14 protein-coding genes are annotated in these 18034 nt (G+C 68.9%); 11 read left to right on the top strand and 3 right to left on the bottom strand.

Translation table 11 applies throughout. The annotated features are described in order from the left end of the window. Positions 1 to 10: 10 nt before the first annotated feature. Genes nirB through NF876_RS12785 form a run of 5 tightly spaced genes read left to right on the top strand, consistent with a single transcriptional unit; the run spans position 11 to position 7756 of the window. Positions 11 to 2461 carry a nitrite reductase large subunit NirB gene (nirB, locus tag NF876_RS12805; protein WP_262269179.1) on the top strand — a complete coding sequence of 817 codons (2451 nt, stop codon included), beginning with the start codon at positions 11 to 13 and terminating at the stop codon, positions 2459 to 2461. After that, on the top strand, positions 2458 to 2790 hold the full coding sequence (nirD, locus tag NF876_RS12800) for a nitrite reductase small subunit NirD (protein ID WP_262269178.1): 333 nt from the start codon (positions 2458 to 2460) through the stop codon (positions 2788 to 2790). Before nirB ends, nirD begins: the two co-directional genes overlap by 4 nt. A gap of 9 nt (positions 2791 to 2799) precedes the next feature. Next, positions 2800 to 5460: a nitrate reductase gene (locus NF876_RS12795; RefSeq protein WP_262269177.1), complete on the top strand. Its 2661-nt coding sequence runs from the start codon at positions 2800 to 2802 to the stop codon at positions 5458 to 5460. Continuing rightward, entirely contained in the window at positions 5432 to 6907 is a 1476-nt protein-coding gene (cysG, locus tag NF876_RS12790; protein WP_262269176.1) for a siroheme synthase CysG, read from the top strand. Before NF876_RS12795 ends, cysG begins: the two co-directional genes overlap by 29 nt. A 21-nt stretch (positions 6908 to 6928) precedes the next feature. Beyond that, on the top strand, positions 6929 to 7756 hold the full coding sequence (locus NF876_RS12785) for a uroporphyrinogen-III synthase (protein ID WP_262269175.1): 828 nt from the start codon (positions 6929 to 6931) through the stop codon (positions 7754 to 7756). Here NF876_RS12785 and NF876_RS12780 read toward each other — a convergent pair. Next, positions 7740 to 8624, bottom strand: a complete 885-nt coding sequence (locus NF876_RS12780; RefSeq protein ID WP_262269174.1) for an SDR family oxidoreductase — start codon at positions 8622 to 8624, stop codon at positions 7740 to 7742. The genes NF876_RS12785 and NF876_RS12780 overlap by 17 nt on opposite strands. A gap of 342 nt (positions 8625 to 8966) precedes the next feature. Here NF876_RS12780 and NF876_RS12775 point away from each other — a divergent pair, with 342 nt between their 5' ends. Further along, complete coding sequence (locus NF876_RS12775; RefSeq protein ID WP_262269173.1) at positions 8967 to 10115, top strand: amidohydrolase; 1149 nt, start codon at positions 8967 to 8969, stop codon at positions 10113 to 10115. Positions 10116 to 10375: 260 nt separating this feature from the next. Here NF876_RS12775 and uxuA read toward each other — a convergent pair whose 3' ends face one another. After that, positions 10376 to 11572, bottom strand: coding sequence for a mannonate dehydratase (uxuA, locus tag NF876_RS12770; protein ID WP_262269172.1), 1197 nt, complete (start codon positions 11570 to 11572; stop codon positions 10376 to 10378). A gap of 68 nt (positions 11573 to 11640) precedes the next feature. Next, entirely contained in the window at positions 11641 to 12369 is a 729-nt protein-coding gene (locus NF876_RS12765; protein ID WP_262269171.1) for a GntR family transcriptional regulator, read from the bottom strand. Positions 12370 to 12492: 123 nt separating this feature from the next. Here NF876_RS12765 and uxaC point away from each other — a divergent pair, with 123 nt between their 5' ends. The 5 genes from uxaC to NF876_RS12740 all read left to right on the top strand — a co-directional run. After that, positions 12493 to 13896 (top strand): glucuronate isomerase, encoded by a 1404-nt coding sequence (gene uxaC, locus NF876_RS12760; protein ID WP_262269170.1) that lies wholly within the window; start codon positions 12493 to 12495, stop codon positions 13894 to 13896. Positions 13897 to 13946: 50 nt separating this feature from the next. Then, entirely contained in the window at positions 13947 to 15134 is a 1188-nt protein-coding gene (locus tag NF876_RS12755) for an ABC transporter substrate-binding protein (protein WP_262269169.1), read from the top strand. Between the two features lie 249 nt (positions 15135 to 15383). Next, positions 15384 to 16469 carry an ABC transporter ATP-binding protein gene (locus NF876_RS12750; RefSeq protein ID WP_262269168.1) on the top strand — a complete coding sequence of 362 codons (1086 nt, stop codon included), beginning with the start codon at positions 15384 to 15386 and terminating at the stop codon, positions 16467 to 16469. Then, positions 16469 to 17380 carry an ABC transporter permease gene (locus tag NF876_RS12745; protein WP_262269167.1) on the top strand — a complete coding sequence of 304 codons (912 nt, stop codon included), beginning with the start codon at positions 16469 to 16471 and terminating at the stop codon, positions 17378 to 17380. Before NF876_RS12750 ends, NF876_RS12745 begins: the two co-directional genes overlap by 1 nt. A gap of 5 nt (positions 17381 to 17385) precedes the next feature. Then, on the top strand, positions 17386 to 18034 hold a 649-nt coding region (locus NF876_RS12740), incomplete at its 3' end, for an ABC transporter permease (RefSeq protein ID WP_262269166.1).

Genomic DNA, 18034 nt, shown 5'->3' with positions numbered 1-18034 from the left:
GAGAGCGACGATGCCCAAGAAGCTGGTCGTCATCGGCAACGGCATGGCCGCGGGCCGCGCCCTGGATGAACTGTTCGAGCGCGCGCCCGGAGCCTACGAGGTCACGATCTTCGGCGCCGAGCCGCGGGTGAACTACAACCGCATCATGCTCTCGCCCGTTCTGTCCGGCGAGAAGACCTACGAAGACATCCTGATCCACGACGACGCCTGGTACGAGGCGCATGGCATCACGCTCCATCGCGGCAAGCCGGTCGTGACGATCGACCGCCTGGCCAAGCGCGTGATCGCGGCCGACGGCACGGCCGCGGAGTACGACCAGCTCATCGTCGCCACCGGATCGATGCCCTTCGTGGTGCCGATCCCGGGCGCGACCCTGCCGGGCGTGGTCACGTACCGCGACCTGGACGACGTCAACACGATGCTCGAGGCGGCGCAGGGCGGGGGGAGGGCCGTCGTCATCGGCGGCGGCCTCCTCGGTCTCGAGGCGGCGGCGGGTCTGAAAGCGCAGGGCATGGAGGTCACGGTCCTGCACCTCATGCCGACCCTGATGGAACGCCAGCTCGACCCGTCCGCCGGATACCTGCTGCAGAAGGCGTTCGAGGATCGCGGCATCGCGGTGCGGTGCAAGGCCAACACCCACGCGATCCTGGGCGAGACCCGTGTGACCGGCGTCAGGCTCGACGACGGCACCGAGATTCCGGCCGACATCGTGGTCATGGCGGTCGGCATCCGGCCGAACGCGGCGCTGGCGAAGGAAGCCGGGATCGAGACCAACCGGGGCGTCCTCGTGGGCGACGACATGCGCACGAGCGATCCCGACATCTTCTCGGTCGGCGAATGCGTCGAGCATCGAGGGCTCTGCTACGGCCTCGTGGCTCCCCTCTACGAGATGGCGAAGGTCGTGGCGGCGCAGCTCGCCGGCGACGCGACGGCCGCCTATACCGGCTCCGTCACCGCCACCAAGCTGAAGGTCACGGGCATCGACCTGTTCTCGGCGGGCGATTTCGGCGAGGCCAAGGACCGGCAGGAGATCGTCCTGCGCGATGCCGCGCGGGGTGTCTACAAGCGCCTCGTGCTCAAGGAGAACCGCATCGTCGGCGCGGTGCTCTACGGCGAGACCGGAGATGGGTCCTGGTTCTTCGATCTCCTGCGCAGGGAGACGGACGTCTCCGAGCTGCGCGACACCCTGATTTTCGGCCAATCCTATGTCGGGGGCGCTCCCCTGGACCCTATGGCGGCCGTTGCAGCCTTGCCGGATGATGCGGAAATCTGCGGCTGCAACGGCGTCTGCAAGGGCAGGATCGTCCAGGCGATCAACGACAAGGGTCTGAGCACGGTCGGCGAGGTGAGGGCGCACACGAAAGCCTCCGCATCCTGCGGCACCTGCACGGGCCTCGTCGAGCAGGTGATGACCCTCACCCTGGGAGACAAGTTCGCGAAATCGGCCGTCGAGCCCCTCTGCGGCTGCACGGAGCTCGGCCATGACGACGTGCGCCGGCTCATCCGGGCCGCGGGGCTCAAATCGATCCCGGCCGTGATGCAGGAACTCGGCTGGAAGACCTCCTGCGGCTGCGCCAGGTGCCGGCCCGCCCTGAACTACTACCTCCTCTGCGACTGGCCGGAGGAATACGAGGACGACGGCCGCTCGCGCTTCATCAACGAGCGCGTCCACGCCAACATCCAGAAGGACGGCACCTATTCGGTCGTGCCGCGCATGTGGGGCGGCCTGACCAACCCGCGCGAGCTGCGCGCGATCGCCGACGTGGCCGAGAAATACAACATCCCGACCGTGAAGGTCACGGGCGGGCAGCGGATCGATCTGCTGGGCGTGCGCAAGGAGGACCTGCCGGCGGTCTGGGCCGATCTCAACGATGCCGGCATGGTCTCGGGCCATGCCTATGCCAAGGGCCTGCGCACGGTGAAGACCTGCGTCGGCAAGGAGTGGTGCCGGTTCGGCACGCAGGACTCCACCGGGCTGGGCGTCCGGATCGAGCGGTTCATGTGGGGCTCCTGGACGCCGGCGAAGGTCAAGATGGGCGTCTCCGGGTGCCCGCGGAACTGCTCGGAAGCGACCTGCAAGGATGTCGGGGTGATCTGCGTCGATTCCGGCTACGAGATCCATTTCGCAGGCGCCGCCGGCATTCACATCAAGGGCACGCAGGTGCTCTGCAAGGTGGCCGGGGAGGACGAATGCATCGAGGTGATCGCCGCCCTCACCCAGCTCTATCGCGAGCAGGGGCATTACCTCGAGCGCATGTACAAATGGGCCGACAGGGTCGGGGTGGATTCCATCCGCGCCGCCGTGGTGGACGATCTGGAGAAGCGCCGTGACCTCTACGGGCGCTTCGTGATCTCGCAGCGCGGTGCGCAGATCGATCCATGGGCCGAGCGGGTCGCGGGCCGGGATGCGCACGAGTTCAGGCCCATGGCGAACTTCACCCTGGCGGAGGCGGCGGAATGAGCGAATGGATCGATGTGGGCACGGTCGACGACGTGCCTCTCCTCGGATCGCGCGTGGTGCAGGCGCCGTCCGGCGACATTGCGGTCTTCAAGGCGGCGGACGGAACGCTCTTCGCCCTGCGCGACCGCTGCCCTCACAAGGGAGGGCCGCTGTCGCAAGGCATCGTGCATGGTCATTCTGTGACCTGCCCGCTGCACAATTGGGTCATCAGTCTCAAGACCGGCGAGGCGCAGGGGGCCGATCAGGGCTGCGCGCACAGGATCCCGCTGCGGGTCGAGGGTGGCCGCATCCTGCTCGCGGCGTCCGCGCTCATGGCGCGTGCGGCCTGAGGGGGACGGATGGCGACCGGATCCCCGACCCGGACCACATGCCCCTATTGCGGCGTCGGCTGCGGCGTCGTGGCGACCCCGCAGGAGGACGGAACCGTCTCGATCGCGGGAGATCGGCGGCATCCCGCCAATTTCGGCCGCCTGTGCTCGAAGGGTTCGGCCCTGGGCGAGACGCTGAGCCTCGACGACCGTCTGCTCCATCCGGAGGTGAACGGACGGCGGGCCGGATGGGATGACGCGCTCGATCTCGTGGCGCGGCGTTTCTCGGAGACGATTGCCGCCCATGGGCCGGATTCGGTCGCCTTCTACGGCTCCGGGCAACTCCTCACGGAGGATTATTACGTCGCCAACAAGCTGATGAAGGGCTTCATCGGCGCGGCCAATATCGACACCAACTCCCGGCTCTGCATGGCATCGTCGGTGGCCGGCCACATCCGGGCGTTCGGGTCCGACACCGTCCCCGGCACCTACGAGGACCTCGAAGAGGCCGATCTCGTCGTCCTCGTCGGCTCGAACATGACCTGGTGCCACCCGGTCCTGTTCCAGCGGCTTCTGGCGGCGCGCGAGCGGCGCGGCACGACGATCGTGGTGGTCGATCCGCGCCGCACCGTGACGGCGGAGGCGGCCGATCTCCATCTGGCGATCGCGCCCAACTCCGACGTGGCGCTGTTCGCCGGCCTGCTCGATCACCTCGACCGGACAGGCCTGCGTGACCGCGACTACGTGGAACGTCACACCTCGGGTCTCGACCAGGCCCTGGCGGCCGCGCAGGGCCGCGGCTTTCCGGGCGCCATGGAGGCGACGCGCCTCCCGGCCGAGCAGCTTCGCGAGTTCTACACGCTGTGGAGCCGCTCGGAGCGCGTCGTCACGGCCTATTCGCAGGGTGTCAACCAGTCGGTGGCCGGCACCGACAAGGTCAATGCCATCATCAACTGCCATCTGTTCACCGGCCGGATCGGACGGCCCGGCATGGGGCCGTTCTCCCTGACCGGGCAGCCCAACGCCATGGGCGGGCGCGAGGTGGGAGGGCTCGCCACCATGCTGGCCGCTCATCTCGACATCAACCGCCCGGACCATCGCGAGATGGTGCGGTCCTTCTGGGGCAGTCCCGGGATCGCGGCCCGGCCCGGCCTGAAGGCCGTTGATCTCTTCCGCGCAATCGGCCAGGGGCGCGTCAAGGCGGTCTGGATCATGGGCACCAATCCGGCCGATTCCATGCCCGACGCCGATGCCGTCGAGGATGCCCTGCGCGCATGCCCGTTCGTGGTCGTGAGCGACGTCACACGGACCGACACCACCCGGCACGCCGATGTCCTCCTGCCGGCCGCCGCCTGGGCGGAGAAGAGCGGCACGGTGACGAATTCCGAGCGCCGCATCTCGCGCCAGCGCGCGTTTCTGAAGCCGCCGGGCGAAGCGCGACCCGACTGGCGCATCGTCTGCGACGTGGCCGCCCGCATGGGCTTTTCCGAGGCCTTCGACTACCGGTCGCCGGCGGAGATCTTCCGCGAACACGCGGCCCTGTCCGGGCTCGCGAACGACGGAACGCGCGACTTCGACATCTCCGCCTGCGCCGGGCTGAGCGAGAGCGCCTACGATGCGCTGGCGCCGGTCCAGTGGCCGCGCCGGCCGGGCGAGGGGCTCGACGGCACCGCGACGCGCTTCTTCGCCGAGGGCGGATTCTACACGCCCGACCGCCGAGGGCGCTTCGTCCCGACGCCGGTCGCGCCGCCGGAGGCCTCGGAGGAGTTCCCGCTGGTCCTCAACACGGGCCGCATCCGCGATCAGTGGCACACCATGACGCGCACGGCGAAGACGCCGCGCCTGACGAGCCATTACGCGGAGAGCTTCTGCGAGATCCATCCGGAGGACGCCGAAGATGCCGGCATCGGTCCCGCCACCCTGGTGCGGATCGTCAGCCCGCAGGGCACGGCGGTCGTGCGCGCGCTGGTGACCGAGCGCCAGCAGAAGGGCAGCGTCTTCGTTCCCATGCACTGGACGGACCAGCACGCCGCGCAGGGACGCATCAGCGCGGCGGTTCTGCCGGCGGCGGATCCCGTCTCGGGGCAGCCGGGTCTCAAGTTCTCGCACGCCCGCATCGAACCTTACGAGGTCGCCTGGTACGGCTTCGCGGTGGTGCGCAACAGGCCGGAGACGATCCCGGCGGAGTACTGGGCGCTCGCCCGCACGGACGGGGGCTGGCGCATCGAGCTTGCCGGCGCCGCGCCGGCGCAGGACTGGGCCACGTATGCCGCCGCTCTGATCGGTCGCGGCGAGGATCCCGAGACGCTCTCCTACAGCGACCAAGACCGGGCAAGCTTCCGGCTCGCGACCTTCTCGGGCGATCGCCTGCTGGGCGCGCTGTTCATCGCCCCACAGCCGGTCGCCGTCTCGCGCACATGGGTGGTCGAGCGTCTGGCGGCGCCGGCGATCCGTGGCGCGGAGCGCCTGCGCCTGCTGAGCGGGCGGCCGGGCGCCGACCAGCCGGATCCCGGCCCGATCGTCTGCGCGTGCTTCTCGGTCGGGGCGAACCAGATCGCGGCCGCCGTCGCGGACGGCGCCGCAAGCGTGGACGCGGTCGGCGAGGCCGTCCGCGCGGGCACGAATTGCGGCTCCTGCCGCGTCGAAATCAGGAGGTTGATCGATGCTGCAACCCTTAAGACAGCCGTCTGAGGCGGATCCGGTCCGCCTCGGCCGGTTGGCCAAGCTGCCGGTCTTCTTCGACTTGAAGGACCGGCGCGCGGTCCTGGTCGGGGGATCGCCCGGCGCGGCCTGGAAGGCGGAGCTCCTCGCGGCCGCGGGAGCCCGCGTCGAAGTCTACGCCCCGGACGTCTCCGCCGAGATGGACGCCCTGGTCGCGCGCGGCGCCGCCGACGGGGCTCTCGTCCTGCACCGCTCGGAGTGGTCCCCGGGCATCCTGGAGAATGCAGCCCTCGCGGTGGCCGATCTCGACCGCGAGGACGAGGCGGAAGCTTTCGCGGAGGCGGCGCGGAGAGCGGGCGTTCCGGTCAACGTGGTCGACAAGCCCGGCCATTGCGATTTCCAGTTCGGGTCCGTGGTCAACCGCTCGCCGGTGGTGATCGGCATCTCGACGGACGGCGCCGCGCCGATCCTCGGCCAGGCGATCCGCCGCAGGATCGAGACGCTGCTGCACCCCTCCGTGGCCTCCTGGGCGGCCTGCGCCAAGCACCTGCGCGAGCGCGTCATGGCGCGTCTCGCGCCCGGCATGGCCCGGCGCGCCTTCTGGGAGCGCTTCGCCGATCTCGCCTTCCAGGGCCGGGAGCCGGACAGCTTCGGCCGCACCGTCGAGGCCGTGCTGGAGCAGATCGCCTGCGGGCCGGCGCAAAGGGTGGGGCGCGTGACCCTCGTGGGGGCGGGCCCGGGCGACGCGGAGCTCTTGACCCTCAAAGCCATGCGGGCGCTCCAGTCGGCCGACGTCATTCTCTTCGACGATCTCGTGTCCGAGGAAGTTCTGGAACTCGCCCGCCGCGAGGCGAAGCGCCTGATGGTCGGCAAGCGGGGAGGACGCGCCTCCTGCGCTCAGGGGGACATCAACGACCTCATGACCCGCCTGGCCCGCCAGGGAAAGCACGTGGTGCGGCTGAAGTCCGGCGACCCGATGATCTTCGGCCGCGCCGGCGAGGAGATCGAGCATCTCGAGAAGGCCGGCATTCCCGTCGACGTGGTGCCGGGCGTCACGGCCGGCATCGCGCTGGCGTCCGCACTCGGCGTGTCGCTCACCCATCGCGACATGGCGCAGTCGGTCCGCTTCGTGACCGGATGCGCGAAGACGGGACAGCTGCCGGCAGGCCTCGACTGGCGCGGGCTGGCCGACCCGAACACCACGACGGTCTTCTACATGGCCGGCGGCACCGCGGGCGCGATCGCCGATCGGCTGATCGCGGCGGGCTGCTCGCCGGAGCTGCCGGCCGTCATGGTGGCGAATGTGTCCCGCGGCGACGAACGCTGGGCCGGCCCGCTTGCGGATCTCGGCCGGGCCAGCGCACGGCGCGACCCTTCGAAGCCCGTCATCATCGCGGTCGGCCGGGTCTTCCGGCGTGCGATCGAAGCCGCGCCGTCACGGCCCGGGCCTCATCGGATGCTGGACGCGACAGCCTGAGAGAACGATAAAGGCAGGATCATGCTGGATGGACGCCGCATCGCCGTACCCGAGAGCCGGGAGCTCGATCTGTTCACGCGGATGCTCGAACGGCATGGCGCCGTCGCGGTGCGCTGCCCGCTCGTGTCGATCCACGACGCGGAGGATCCGGCCCCGGTGGAGGCCTGGATCGACCGGCTGGTCCAGGGGATGCACGATGTCGTGGTTCTCTACACCGGGGAGGGCTTGTCGCGGCTTCTCGGCTTCGCGCGCCGCAGTGGCGTCGAAGCAGACGTGATCGCCGCGCTGGGCCGGACGTGCAAGGTCGCCCGCGGGCCCAAGCCCGCGAAGGTCCTGCGCGGCATCGGCCTCGCGCCGGACGTGATGGCCGAGGAGCCGACGACGGCCGGGCTGATGACGACCCTGTCGGGCCTGTCCGTCACGGGCAGGCGCGTCGGCGTGCTTCTGTATCCGGGCGGCGAGGAGGCCCTGCCGGCCTTCCTCGAAGCCGCCGGCGCCATGGTCGATCCGATCCTGAGCTATCGCTATGCCTCGCACGAGGAGGACGAACGGGTCGTCGCGTTGATCCGGGAACTCGCGTCCGGCACGATCGACCTGATCGCCTTCACGAGCTCGGCCCAGGTGCGGCGGCTCAAGGAGGTCGCGCGCCGGTTCGGATTGGACCCGGACCTCGACGCGGCCATGCACGCGACCCTGGTCGCGGCCGTCGGGCCGGTCACCGCGGAGGCGGTCGAAAAGGCGGGATGGCCGGTCGATGCGATGCCGCAGGACAGCTACCATCTCAAACCGCTCGTGATGGCCTTCGGGCGCAGACTGTCCCGGGCGAGCGGCGTCAGCGCTCCCGCGTGATCCCGTCTCCGGCCCGCAGCAGGGCCTGCAGACCCTCCCGATAGGTGGGATAACGCAGAGCCACGCCGAGCTCGGTCTTGATGCGCGTGTTCCGGACGCGCTTGTTGTCCGAGTAGAAGGAGCGCGCCATCGGGGTCTGGTCGGCGTCTTCGAACGCCACCTCCGGGGGCGGGTCGCGCCCGAGGAGTTGCGCCGCATAGGCGATGACGTCCTGCGGCGGACCCGGCTCGTCGTCCGCGACGTTGTAGACGGCGTTGCGGTGCGGGCGCTCGATGGAGGCCATCAGCACCTGGGCGATATCGGCCGTGTGGATGCGGTTGAAGACCTGGCCCTTCTTGACGATGCGCTTGGCGCTGCCGTCGGCGATCTTCACCAGGGCGTTGCGGCCCGGTCCGTAGATGCCGGCGAGGCGAAAGACCTGCACGGCGAAGGGCGCGCGCTCGCCGAGGGAGAGCCACTGCTCCTCGGCGGCGATCCGGTGGCGCGAGCGGATCGTGGCGGGGTTGGGCGCCGTCGATTCGTCCACCCAGGCGCCGTCCGCGTTGCCATAGACGCCGACCGTGGACAGGTAGCCGACCCAGCGCAGGTTCGCCGCCGCCGCGATGGCGTGAGAAAATTGCTCCAGCACCGGATCCGTCTCCCCAAGGGGAGGAATCGAGACGAGAAGCGCATCGGCCCGGGCGATCCGATCGGGGATGACGGGATCGAAACCGGCGCCGTCGAAACGGCAGGCCTGGATGCCGTCCGCCGCCATGGCCCGAACCTTCTCCGGCGACCGGACGGTGCCGCCGATCGCGGTAAACCGGTCACGATAAAGGCCGATGAACTGGCGGACGGAGTAGCCGAGACCGAAAACGAACAGGTTCATGAGACGACGGATCGATGAAACGGGAGGGGGCGTCGCAAGGACCCTAGCGCATCGTACGGAAAAGTGGACCCACTTATCACGTCCGATGCTCTGGCCCGGGCGGGCCGCGCCAGCAATCGTGCATGCTCACCACCGTCATGATCGGCACAGGGCCGGCGACGACGTGAGGGTGGGGTGGACAGCCGCCGAAGACGCCGGAACCTCCTGCCCGTCTTTCGCACCCGACTTTTCGGCAGCTTGATCCGGGCCCGTTCTTCGGGCCATAACATGCGGCCGAAACAGGCCGGGCTGTCGTCGGTCGAGCGGCTGTGCTCCCATCGAGCCCCGGCAGGGAGGCGATCCATGGTTTTGACCAACGAGGACATGGTCGATCTGGTGGCTTTTCGGCGCGCGCTCCACCGCATGCCGGAACTCTCCCGCGAGGAGGTCCAGACGGCCCGGGAGGTGCGGGCGTTTCTGGCCCAGACGCGCCCCGACCAGATCATCACCGGCCTTGGCGGCCATGGGATCGCGGCGGTCTACCAGGGCAGGGCGCCGGGCCCGGCCGTCATGATCCGCTCGGAGCTCGACGGGCTTCCGATCGAGGAGATCTCCGACGCGCCTCACCGCTCGGCCGCCCCCGGCAAGGGACATCTGTGCGGGCACGATGGACACACGGCCATCCTGGCCGGCCTGGCGCGCGCGCTCGGACGCCAGCGGCCGCAGCGCGGCCGCGCCATCCTGCTGTTCCAGCCGGCCGAGGAGGACGGCTCCGGAGCCGCGGCCGTCGTGGCCGACCCGCGCTTTCGCGAGATCAGCCCGGATTTCGCGTTCGCCCTGCACAATCTCCCCGGTCTGCCCTTCGGCCATGTCGCGTTGGCGGAAGGGCCGGTCAATTGCGCGTCGCGGGGCATGCGTATCGTCCTGAACGGCAAGACCGCCCATGCGTCCATGCCCGAGACGGGGCTGTCGCCCGTGCCCGTCGTCGCCGAGCTGATGCCGGCGCTCACGGGGCTCGGTCATGGGGGGCCGCTGGACGACGGCTTCGCAATGGTCACGGTGACTCACGTGAAGATCGGCGAGCCGGCTTTCGGCGTCGCCCCGGCGCGGGCCGAGATCTGGGCGACCCTGCGCACGATGACCGATGCCGGCATGGAGGATCTGTGCGTGAGCGCCGAGCACCTCGTCCTGAGCGCCGCGCGCAACCGGGGGCTCAGCGTCGAGATCTCCCACGACGACATCTTCCAGCACTGCGAGAACGCTCCGGAAGCCGTGGCCCATCTCCGCCGCGCGCTGGACGAAGAGGGCGTTCCGCATGACGAGGGCGAGCTCCCGCTGCGGGCCTCGGAGGATTTCGGACGCTTCGGTCAAAGGGCGCCGGCGGCCATGTTCTTCCTCGGAGCCGGCAGGGACCACCCGAGCCTGCACAATCCCGACTACGACTTCCCCGACGACCTGATCGGGATCGGCGCGCGCGTGTTCATGCGGACCTTGCGGAACCTGCTCGGGTAGGTTCGGCACGGGGTTGCAGGCTCCCCGCGGCTGAGCTCCCGCCGGCCGTACCACCCCCCCGTCAGGGCCGGGCTTGTCCCGGCCATGACGGGGAGGTTGTTACCTCGACCTCTGGAGCACGATCCTAAAGCATCGGACCCAAAAGTGGACTTGCACTTTTGGGATCCATCCGATGCTTACTTCTTGAATGAGAGCATCGGTCAAGACGGACCCAGCGGGCCGCGCCAGCGAAAACCGGGGCCACTTTTCCGTCCGATGCTCTAAAGCGGCAGGCCGCGCAGGGCGGAGACCGCCTGCATGACGCCGCGCAGCTCGGCCAGGCCTCTCATCCGTCCGATGATGGGATAGCCCGGATGGGTGGGACGGCCCACGTCGTCGAGAAGCTCGTGCCCGTGGTCGGGGCGCATGGGAATGCGCCAGTGCGGATGGCCGGCTTCCTTGCGACGCTTCTGCTCCTCGAGCAGCACCGTCACCAGAGACACCATGTCGGTGTCGCCGCCCAGGTGGTCGGCTTCCATGAAGGAGCCGTCCGGGTCCTTGGCGACGTTGCGCAGATGCGCGAACCAGATCCGGTCCGAGAAGCGCTTCGCGATGGCCGGCACGTCGTTGACCGGGTTGGCCCCGAGCGACCCGCTGCACAGCGTGAGCCCGTTGGCGGGGGAATCGGCCGCCTTGAGGATGAAGGCGATGTCGTCCGCGTTGGACACGATGCGGGGCAGGCCCATGAGCGGGCGCGGCGGATCGTCCGGATGGATGCACATCCGGATTCCGACCTCTTCCGCGGTCGGGATCACCTCGCGCAGGAAGCGGGCGAGGTTCTCGCGCAGGGCCGCCGCGTCGATGTCCCGGTAGCGGTCGAGCATGACGCGCAGGCCCGGAACGTCGTAGCGGTCGTAAGCGCCGGGCAGGCCCGCCATGATGTTGGAGAGGAGCTTGCGCCGGTCGGCTTCCGACGAGCGCAGATGCCATTCCTTGGCCCGGGTCAGTACGTCGGGCGCGTAATCCGCCTCCGCGCCCGCACGCTCCAGCATGAAGCAGTCGAAGGCTGCGAACTCATGGATATTGAAGCGCAGGGCCGTGCCGCCGCCGGGAAGCGGGTAGGCGAGCTCGGTGCGGGTCCAGTCGACCACGGGCATGAAGTTGTAGCAGATCGTGGTGACGCCGCATTGCGCGAGGTTGCGCATGGACTGGCGGTAATGGTCGAACAGGCTCGTCAGGTCGCCTTCGCCGATCTTGATGCGCTCGTGGATTGGCAGGCTCTCGACCACGCTCCAGCGCAGGCCGAGCGACGGATCGGCGGCAATGAGCGCTTTCCGCTTCTCGATCTCCTCGACGCTCCAGATCACCCCATAGGGGATCTGATGCAGGGCGGTGACGATCCCGGTCGCGCCGGTCTGCCGGATGTGGGAGAGCTGTACGACGTCGTCGGGGCCGAACCAGCGCCAGGTCTGTTCCATGATTGCCTCTCAAAGCTGGGGCCGAACGGGGGCGTCGGCGGAGGGTGCGGATTCTTGTCTGGAGGGTGTCACGCGCTGAGCACCTCCGGCAGGGCATCGGCCTCGGGCTCGAAGAGATCCGGGTGCTTCGCGGCCAGCTCGGGCAGGGAGCGCAGGATCTCGCTGAGGTGCTGCTGCATGGCCCTGTCGGCCGCTACGGGATCGGCCGCCTTGATGGCGTCGACGATCTCCGCATGCTGCGCGACGATGAGATGGCGCGGAGTGGCCTGCTTCACGTCGAGGTAGCGCACCCGGTCCATCTGCGGCTTGACGTCCTCGATCATGCGCCACGCGGCCGGACGTCCGGCGGCCTCCGCCAGGAGGCGGTGGAACTCCTCGTCCAGCGCCATGAAGTCGTCCGACGAGGTGGCCCGCTGGGCGCGCCGCTGCCGGGTCAGGCTGGCGTTCAGCTCCGCGATCAGAACGGGAGAGGCTTTCAGCGCCGCCTCGCGAACGACAGCGCATTCGACCGCGACGCGGATGAAGCGGGCATCCTCGACCGCCGCGCGCGAGATCTTGACCACCTGCGTGCCCCGCTGCGGCAGAACGCGAACGAGGCCGGCCTCGCTCAGCTTGATGAGGGCTTCTCGGACGGGCGAGCGGCTCACGCCGAATCGCTGCGCCAGGTCCTGCTCCGACAGCATCTCGCCGGGCGCGATCTTCATGCTGACGATGGCCTGGCGAAGGGCGCGCGCGACCTGCCGGGCCATGGGCTCCCGGCTGAGATCGAGCTTCGCGAGGGTCGGTCTATTGGTCATAAGTGGCACACTACCATACTAGTAGACCATTGCAAAGGATCGTGGATCGTTTTAAGGTTTGCTCAATGAGGCGCTCGCAGCCGGCCCGGGAATGGGCCCGGACGGAGCCCGAGGGAGTACGCCATGCTGATCCATCCGGACCGGCTGTTTCCTGTCGATTCCGCCAGCCGCGAGGTGGCGCGCCGGCTCTATGCGCAGGTCCGGGATCTGCCGATCGTCTCGCCGCACGGCCATACGGATCCGCGGTGGTACGCGGAGAACGAGCCGTTCCCGGATCCCGCGACGCTCTTCGTCATCCCGGATCACTACGTGTTCCGCATGCTCTACAGCCAGGGCGTGCGCCTGGAGGAGCTTGGGCTCCCGGCGAAGGACGGCAGCGCGGTGGAGCGCGACCCGCGGGCGATCTGGCGGCGGTTCGCGTCGCATTATCACCTCTTCCGCGGCACGCCCACGCGCCTCTGGCTCGATCATACGTTCGCGACCCTGTTCGGCTTCACCGAGCGCCTGTCGGCTAGGAACGCAGACGCCTATTACGACCGCATCGACGCGGCCCTGCGCACGCCGGAGTTCCGCCCGCGCGCGCTGTTCGAGCGCTTCCGCATCGAGGCGATCGCCACCACGGAGAGCCCGCTCGATCCGCTCAAGCACCACGAGGCCATCCGGCGCTCGGGCTGGTCCGGCCGCGTGGTGACGGCCTACCGCCCCGACCCGGTGATCGATCCCGAATTCGAGGGCTTCCGCGAGAATCTCGCGCGCTTCGGAGAGATCACGGGCTGCGACACGTCCACGTGGAGCGGCTACCTGGATGCGCACCGCAGGCGGCGCGCCTTCTTCCGCGATTACGGCGCGACCTCCACCGACCACGGCCACCCGACCGCGCGCACGGCGGACCTTTCACCGACCGATGCGGAGGCGCTGTTCCGCCGGGTCGCGTCCGGGGATGCCGGGCCCGAGGATGCGGAGCTGTTCCGCGCCCAGATGCTGACCGAGATGGCCGCCATGAGCGTCGAGGACGGCATGGTCATGCAGCTCCATCCGGGCTCCTTCCGCAACCACAACGCGGCCCTGTTCCGGCGCTTCGGCCGCGATATGGGGGCGGACATTCCGCTGCAGACGGATTACGTCCGCGCCCTGAAGCCGCTGCTCGACCGCTTCGGCAACGAGCCCGGCTTCACGTTCATCGTCTTCACCCTCGACGAGACGAGCTATTCGCGCGAGCTCGCGCCGCTCGCGGGCCATTATCCGGCCCTCAGGCTGGGTCCGGCCTGGTGGTTCTTCGACTCGCCCGAGGGCATGCGGCGCTTCCGCGAGCTCACGACCGAAACCGCCGGCTTCTACAACACGGTCGGGTTCAACGACGACACGCGCGCCTATCTGTCGATTCCCGCCCGGCACGACGTGGCCCGCCGGGTCGACTGCGCCTCTCTCGCCACCCTGGTGACGACGCACCGCCTCGACGAGGACGAAGCGCACGAGGTGGCCTACGATCTCGCCTATCGCCTCGCCAAAGAGGCCTACAAGCTGTGACACGGGACATGGCCGACCATGAGCCATGTCGCACAGAACGGGAGGAAGACATGACGAACCTGATCACCAGGCGGACCTTCGTCGGCGGTGTCGCCGGCGCCGCCGGCGTTGCGACCCTCGGCGGAAAGGCTTTCGCGCAGGCGACCCTGCCCACGAGTCCGGTGACGCTCAACATCATCGACGTGGCCGGCAACCTGGCGCTGACCCAGAAGGCGATCGAGAACTACCGCAAGGCCAAGCCCAACCTGGTCTCGCGCATCACCTTCACCAAGGCGACGGCGCCGGAGCTCGCCGGCAAGATCAAGGCCCAGCAGGATGCAGGCCGGGTCGACATCGACCTCGTGCTCACCGGCACGGACGCGCTCTCCGCCGGCATCGAGCAGAAGCTGTGGGTCGACCTCGTCCCCGGCCAGGCGAACTCCCTGCCGAAGCTCGACGACATCTATCTCGCGCCGGCCGCCAAGATGCAGGGCCTGGCGAAGGGGCAGGGCGTGGTCGTGACCTACTACCCGTCGGGCCCGCTCCTCGAATACATGCCCGACAAGGTCAAGACCGTGCCCACCACGGCCGAGGAGCTTCTCGCCTACACCAAGGCCAATCCGGGCCGCTTCCTCTATGCGCGCCCGGCCAATTCCGGCCCGGGCCGCACCTTCATCATGGGCCTGCCCTACATCCTGGGCGACAGCAACCCGCAGGATCCGGCCAAGGGCTGGGACAAGACCTGGGCCTTCCTGAAGGAGCTCGGGCAGAACATCGAGTACTACCCGTCCGGCACCGGCGCGGTGATGAAGGAGCTCGGCGAAGGCTCCCGCGACATGACCGTGTCGACCACGGGATGGGACATCAACCCGCGCGTCCTCGGGGTCGTGCCGAAGGAGGCCAAGGTGGCGGCGCTCAAGGGCTTCCACTGGGTGTCGGACGCGCATTACATGTGCGTGCCCAAGGGCCTGCCGAACGAGAAGCTTGCGGTGCTGCTCGATCTCATGAGCTTCCTGCTCACCAAGGAGCAGCAGGCCTACACCTTCGACGAGGGCTACTTCTATCCGGGCCCGGCCGTGAAGGGCGTGACCCTCGACATGGCGCCCGCCGAGAGCCAGGCGGCCATCAAGGAATTCGGCCGTCCCGAATACGAGAAGTGGATCGCCGAGAACCCGATCGAGCTTCCGCTCCAGCCCGACCAGATGGTGGTCGCCTTCCGCCTGTGGGACGAGCAGGTCGGCGGCGGCAAGCGTAAGTAAGACGTCCAGAGCAAGAACAAGGACAGGTCGTGTCGCGGTTGAGGTTTTCTGCCATCCCCGGCGGCTGTGATGCGGGGATCGCCATCCTCTCGACGTCATCACCGGCCTCGTGCCGGTGATCCCGATCCGCAAGGCGTAGCGCCTTTCAGCATCGGGATGGCCGGCACAGGGCCGGCCATGACAGGAGGATGGCCTGCGAGTGGCGGTGACTCTCGAACCGATACACGACCCAAGAACCAAGGACCCGCGATGACCATTGCCCTTTCCCAGTTCGACGAAGTCCGGCTCGATCGCGTGAGCCGCGACTTCGGGGCGCTCAACGCCCTGCGCGACATCTCCCTGACGATCCGCCGGCGCGAGTTCATCGCCCTGCTCGGCCCGTCGGGCTGCGGCAAGTCGACGACGCTGAACTGCATCGCGGGTCTCCTGCCTGTGACCGGCGGGGCGATCTGGCTCGACAAGAGCCGGGTCGACACCCTGCGGCCCGAGGAGCGCGGGTTCGGGATGGTGTTCCAGAACTACGCGCTCTTTCCCCATCTCAACGTGCGCCAGAACATCGGCTTCGGGCTGAAGATGCGCGGGACGCCGAAGGCCGAGATCGACCGAAAGGTGGACGAGGCGCTCAACCTGGTGCGCCTGAAGGGCCAGGAGAACAAGCTGCCGGGCCAGCTCTCCGGCGGCCAGCAGCAGCGCGTGGCGATCGCCCGCGCCATCGTGATCGAGCCGCCGCTCGTGCTGATGGACGAGCCGCTCTCGAACCTCGACGCCAAGCTGCGCCTCGAGATGCGCGCCGAGATCCGGCGCATCCACAACGAGCTCGGGGCCACGACCATCTACGTGACACACGACCAGGACGAGGCCCTGTCGCTCGCCGACCGCATCGTGGTGCTGCGCGACGGCGTGGTCCGGCAGGTCGGCACGCCCAAGGAGCTCTACGAGGCCCCGTCCCATCTCGACGTGGCCGACTTCATGGGCTTCCGCAACAAGCTGAAAGGCCGGGTGGTCGGCGCCGAGGGCGGCCGCGCCGTCCTCGACGTGGAGGGCGCGCGGATCAGCGGCGTCGCCCGCGAGACCCTGTCCGCCGGCGCCACGGCCTTCGCGGCCATCCGGCCGGACGACCTCATGGTCGGGGAGGCGGGGCCGAACGCCATCGCGGTGACCGTCGACACCATCGAATATCGCGGCCGCGAATTCGTCGGCACGGCCCATTCGGCCGGCGGGCTCGATTTCGTGTTCCGGTCGCACCAGCCGGTCGAGCCCGGTTCGCAGGTGCATCTGCGGGCGGATGACGGGCGTGTCCTCGTCTTCGCGGAGCCGATCCAGGGGAGGCAGTGATGGACGCCCTTGCTCCCGCGACTCCCGTCGAGCACGGCCCGAGCCTGCGCCAGCGTCTCGCCGCGCGCGGCTTCGACGCGGTGACGCTGCTCGTCGTTCCGGCGGCGATCTTCAGCCTGCTCCTCTTCGTCTACCCGTTCGCGTTCGGGTTCGTGCTCTCCTTCGAGCCCAAGGCCGGCGGCGACTGGCTCGCCAATTACAAGCGCTTCTTCTCGGACCCGTTCCTCTACGACACGATCGGCAACACGCTCCGGCTCGCGATCCCCGTCACGCTGATCAACCTGCTGCTGGCAGTGCCGATCGCGTTCCGCGTGCGCCTGATGCGGCGCCAGCGCCTCCTGACCACGATCCTCGTCCTGCCGATCACCCTCGGCACCGTGCTCGTGGCCGAGGGCCTCTTGAACTATCTCGGGCCGCAGGGCTGGTTCAACCGCACCCTGATCACCTTCGGGCTCATCTCGCAGCCCCTGAAGCTCGTGCACAATTACTGGGGTGTCTTCGCCTCCCTGGTGATCACCGGCTTCCCGTTCACCTTCCTGCTGACCCTGTCCTACGTGACCGGCATCGACCCGGCCCTCGAGCAGGCGGCCGCGACCCTGGGCGCCAGCGCCTGGCAGCGCTTCCGCCACGTCTACCTGCCGCTCCTGATGCCGGGCTTCGCCATCACGTTCTGCCTGTCCTTCGTGCAGGCCTTCTCGGTCTTCCCCTCGGCGGTGCTGCTGGGCGAGCCCGCGGGCGTTACCCGGGTGATCTCGATCGCCGCCGCCACGGCGGCCTTCGAGGAATACGACTACTCCATGGCCTCGGCGATCGCGATGATCATGGGCTTCGTGCAGCTCGCCATCGTGGTGGCGGTGCTCGCCTCCCGCGGGTTGTTCTACCGCGGTCCTGCCTCCGGCGCGAAAGGGTAAAGCCGATGATCCGCGACACCACACTCGGGTCCAAGCTCTGGGCCGCGGCCATCTGGTTCCTGGTCGGCTTCTTCGTCATCAACCTGTTCGCCATGATCGCCACCGTGGTGACGAGCTCGTTTGCCACGCGCTGGCTCGGCACGTGGCTGCCGGTGGGCTTCACCACGCGCTGGTATTCCTCCGCCTGGAGCGAGTTCCAGCTCTGGGACGTCCTGATGGTGACCTTCCAGGTGATCGCCGCCGTGGTGTTCATCTCGGGAGCCCTCGGGGTGACGGCCGCCTATGCGCTCGCCCGGCGCGAATTCGCCGGAAAGCGGCTTCTCATCCTGCTCTTCCTGCTGCCGCTGATGATCCCGCCGATCACCTTCGGCATCCCGCTGGCGACCGTGCTCTACCAGACCGGCCTGGCGGGCACGTTCTGGGGCGTGGTGGCGGCCAACCTCGTGCCGACCGTGCCCTTCGTCATCCTGGTCATGATCCCGTTCATCGAGCAGATCGACCCGAAGATCGAGGCGGCGGCCCGCGTCTTCGGCGCCAACACCTTCAAGCTCTTCGTCCACGTGCTCCTGCCGCTGCTCCTGCCGGGCATCCTGGCGGCGCTGCTGCTGGTGCTGGTGCGCACCATCGCCATGTTCGAGCTCACCTTCCTGGTGG

Source organism: Microvirga yunnanensis (assembly GCF_025460875.1).
Note: the sequence above shows the minus strand (reverse complement) of the source record. Positions and strands in the feature narration are given on the sequence as shown.

What these genes read in the sequence shown, in the direction of transcription:
- NF876_RS12755 (WP_262269169.1), top strand. Translation starts at nt 13,947, where the DNA reads ATGACGAACCTGATCACCAGGCGGACCTTCGTCGGCGGTGTCGCCGGC.
- nirD (WP_262269178.1), top strand. Translation starts at nt 2,458, where the DNA reads ATGAGCGAATGGATCGATGTGGGCACGGTCGACGACGTGCCTCTCCTC.
- nirB (WP_262269179.1), top strand. Translation starts at nt 11, where the DNA reads ATGCCCAAGAAGCTGGTCGTCATCGGCAACGGCATGGCCGCGGGCCGC.
- NF876_RS12765 (WP_262269171.1), bottom strand. Translation starts at nt 12,369, where the DNA reads ATGACCAATAGACCGACCCTCGCGAAGCTCGATCTCAGCCGGGAGCCC.
- uxuA (WP_262269172.1), bottom strand. Translation starts at nt 11,572, where the DNA reads ATGGAACAGACCTGGCGCTGGTTCGGCCCCGACGACGTCGTACAGCTC.
- NF876_RS12795 (WP_262269177.1), top strand. Translation starts at nt 2,800, where the DNA reads ATGGCGACCGGATCCCCGACCCGGACCACATGCCCCTATTGCGGCGTC.
- NF876_RS12785 (WP_262269175.1), top strand. Translation starts at nt 6,929, where the DNA reads ATGCTGGATGGACGCCGCATCGCCGTACCCGAGAGCCGGGAGCTCGAT.
- NF876_RS12775 (WP_262269173.1), top strand. Translation starts at nt 8,967, where the DNA reads ATGGTTTTGACCAACGAGGACATGGTCGATCTGGTGGCTTTTCGGCGC.
- NF876_RS12780 (WP_262269174.1), bottom strand. Translation starts at nt 8,624, where the DNA reads ATGAACCTGTTCGTTTTCGGTCTCGGCTACTCCGTCCGCCAGTTCATC.
- NF876_RS12750 (WP_262269168.1), top strand. Translation starts at nt 15,384, where the DNA reads ATGACCATTGCCCTTTCCCAGTTCGACGAAGTCCGGCTCGATCGCGTG.
- cysG (WP_262269176.1), top strand. Translation starts at nt 5,432, where the DNA reads ATGCTGCAACCCTTAAGACAGCCGTCTGAGGCGGATCCGGTCCGCCTC.
- NF876_RS12745 (WP_262269167.1), top strand. Translation starts at nt 16,469, where the DNA reads ATGGACGCCCTTGCTCCCGCGACTCCCGTCGAGCACGGCCCGAGCCTG.
- uxaC (WP_262269170.1), top strand. Translation starts at nt 12,493, where the DNA reads ATGCTGATCCATCCGGACCGGCTGTTTCCTGTCGATTCCGCCAGCCGC.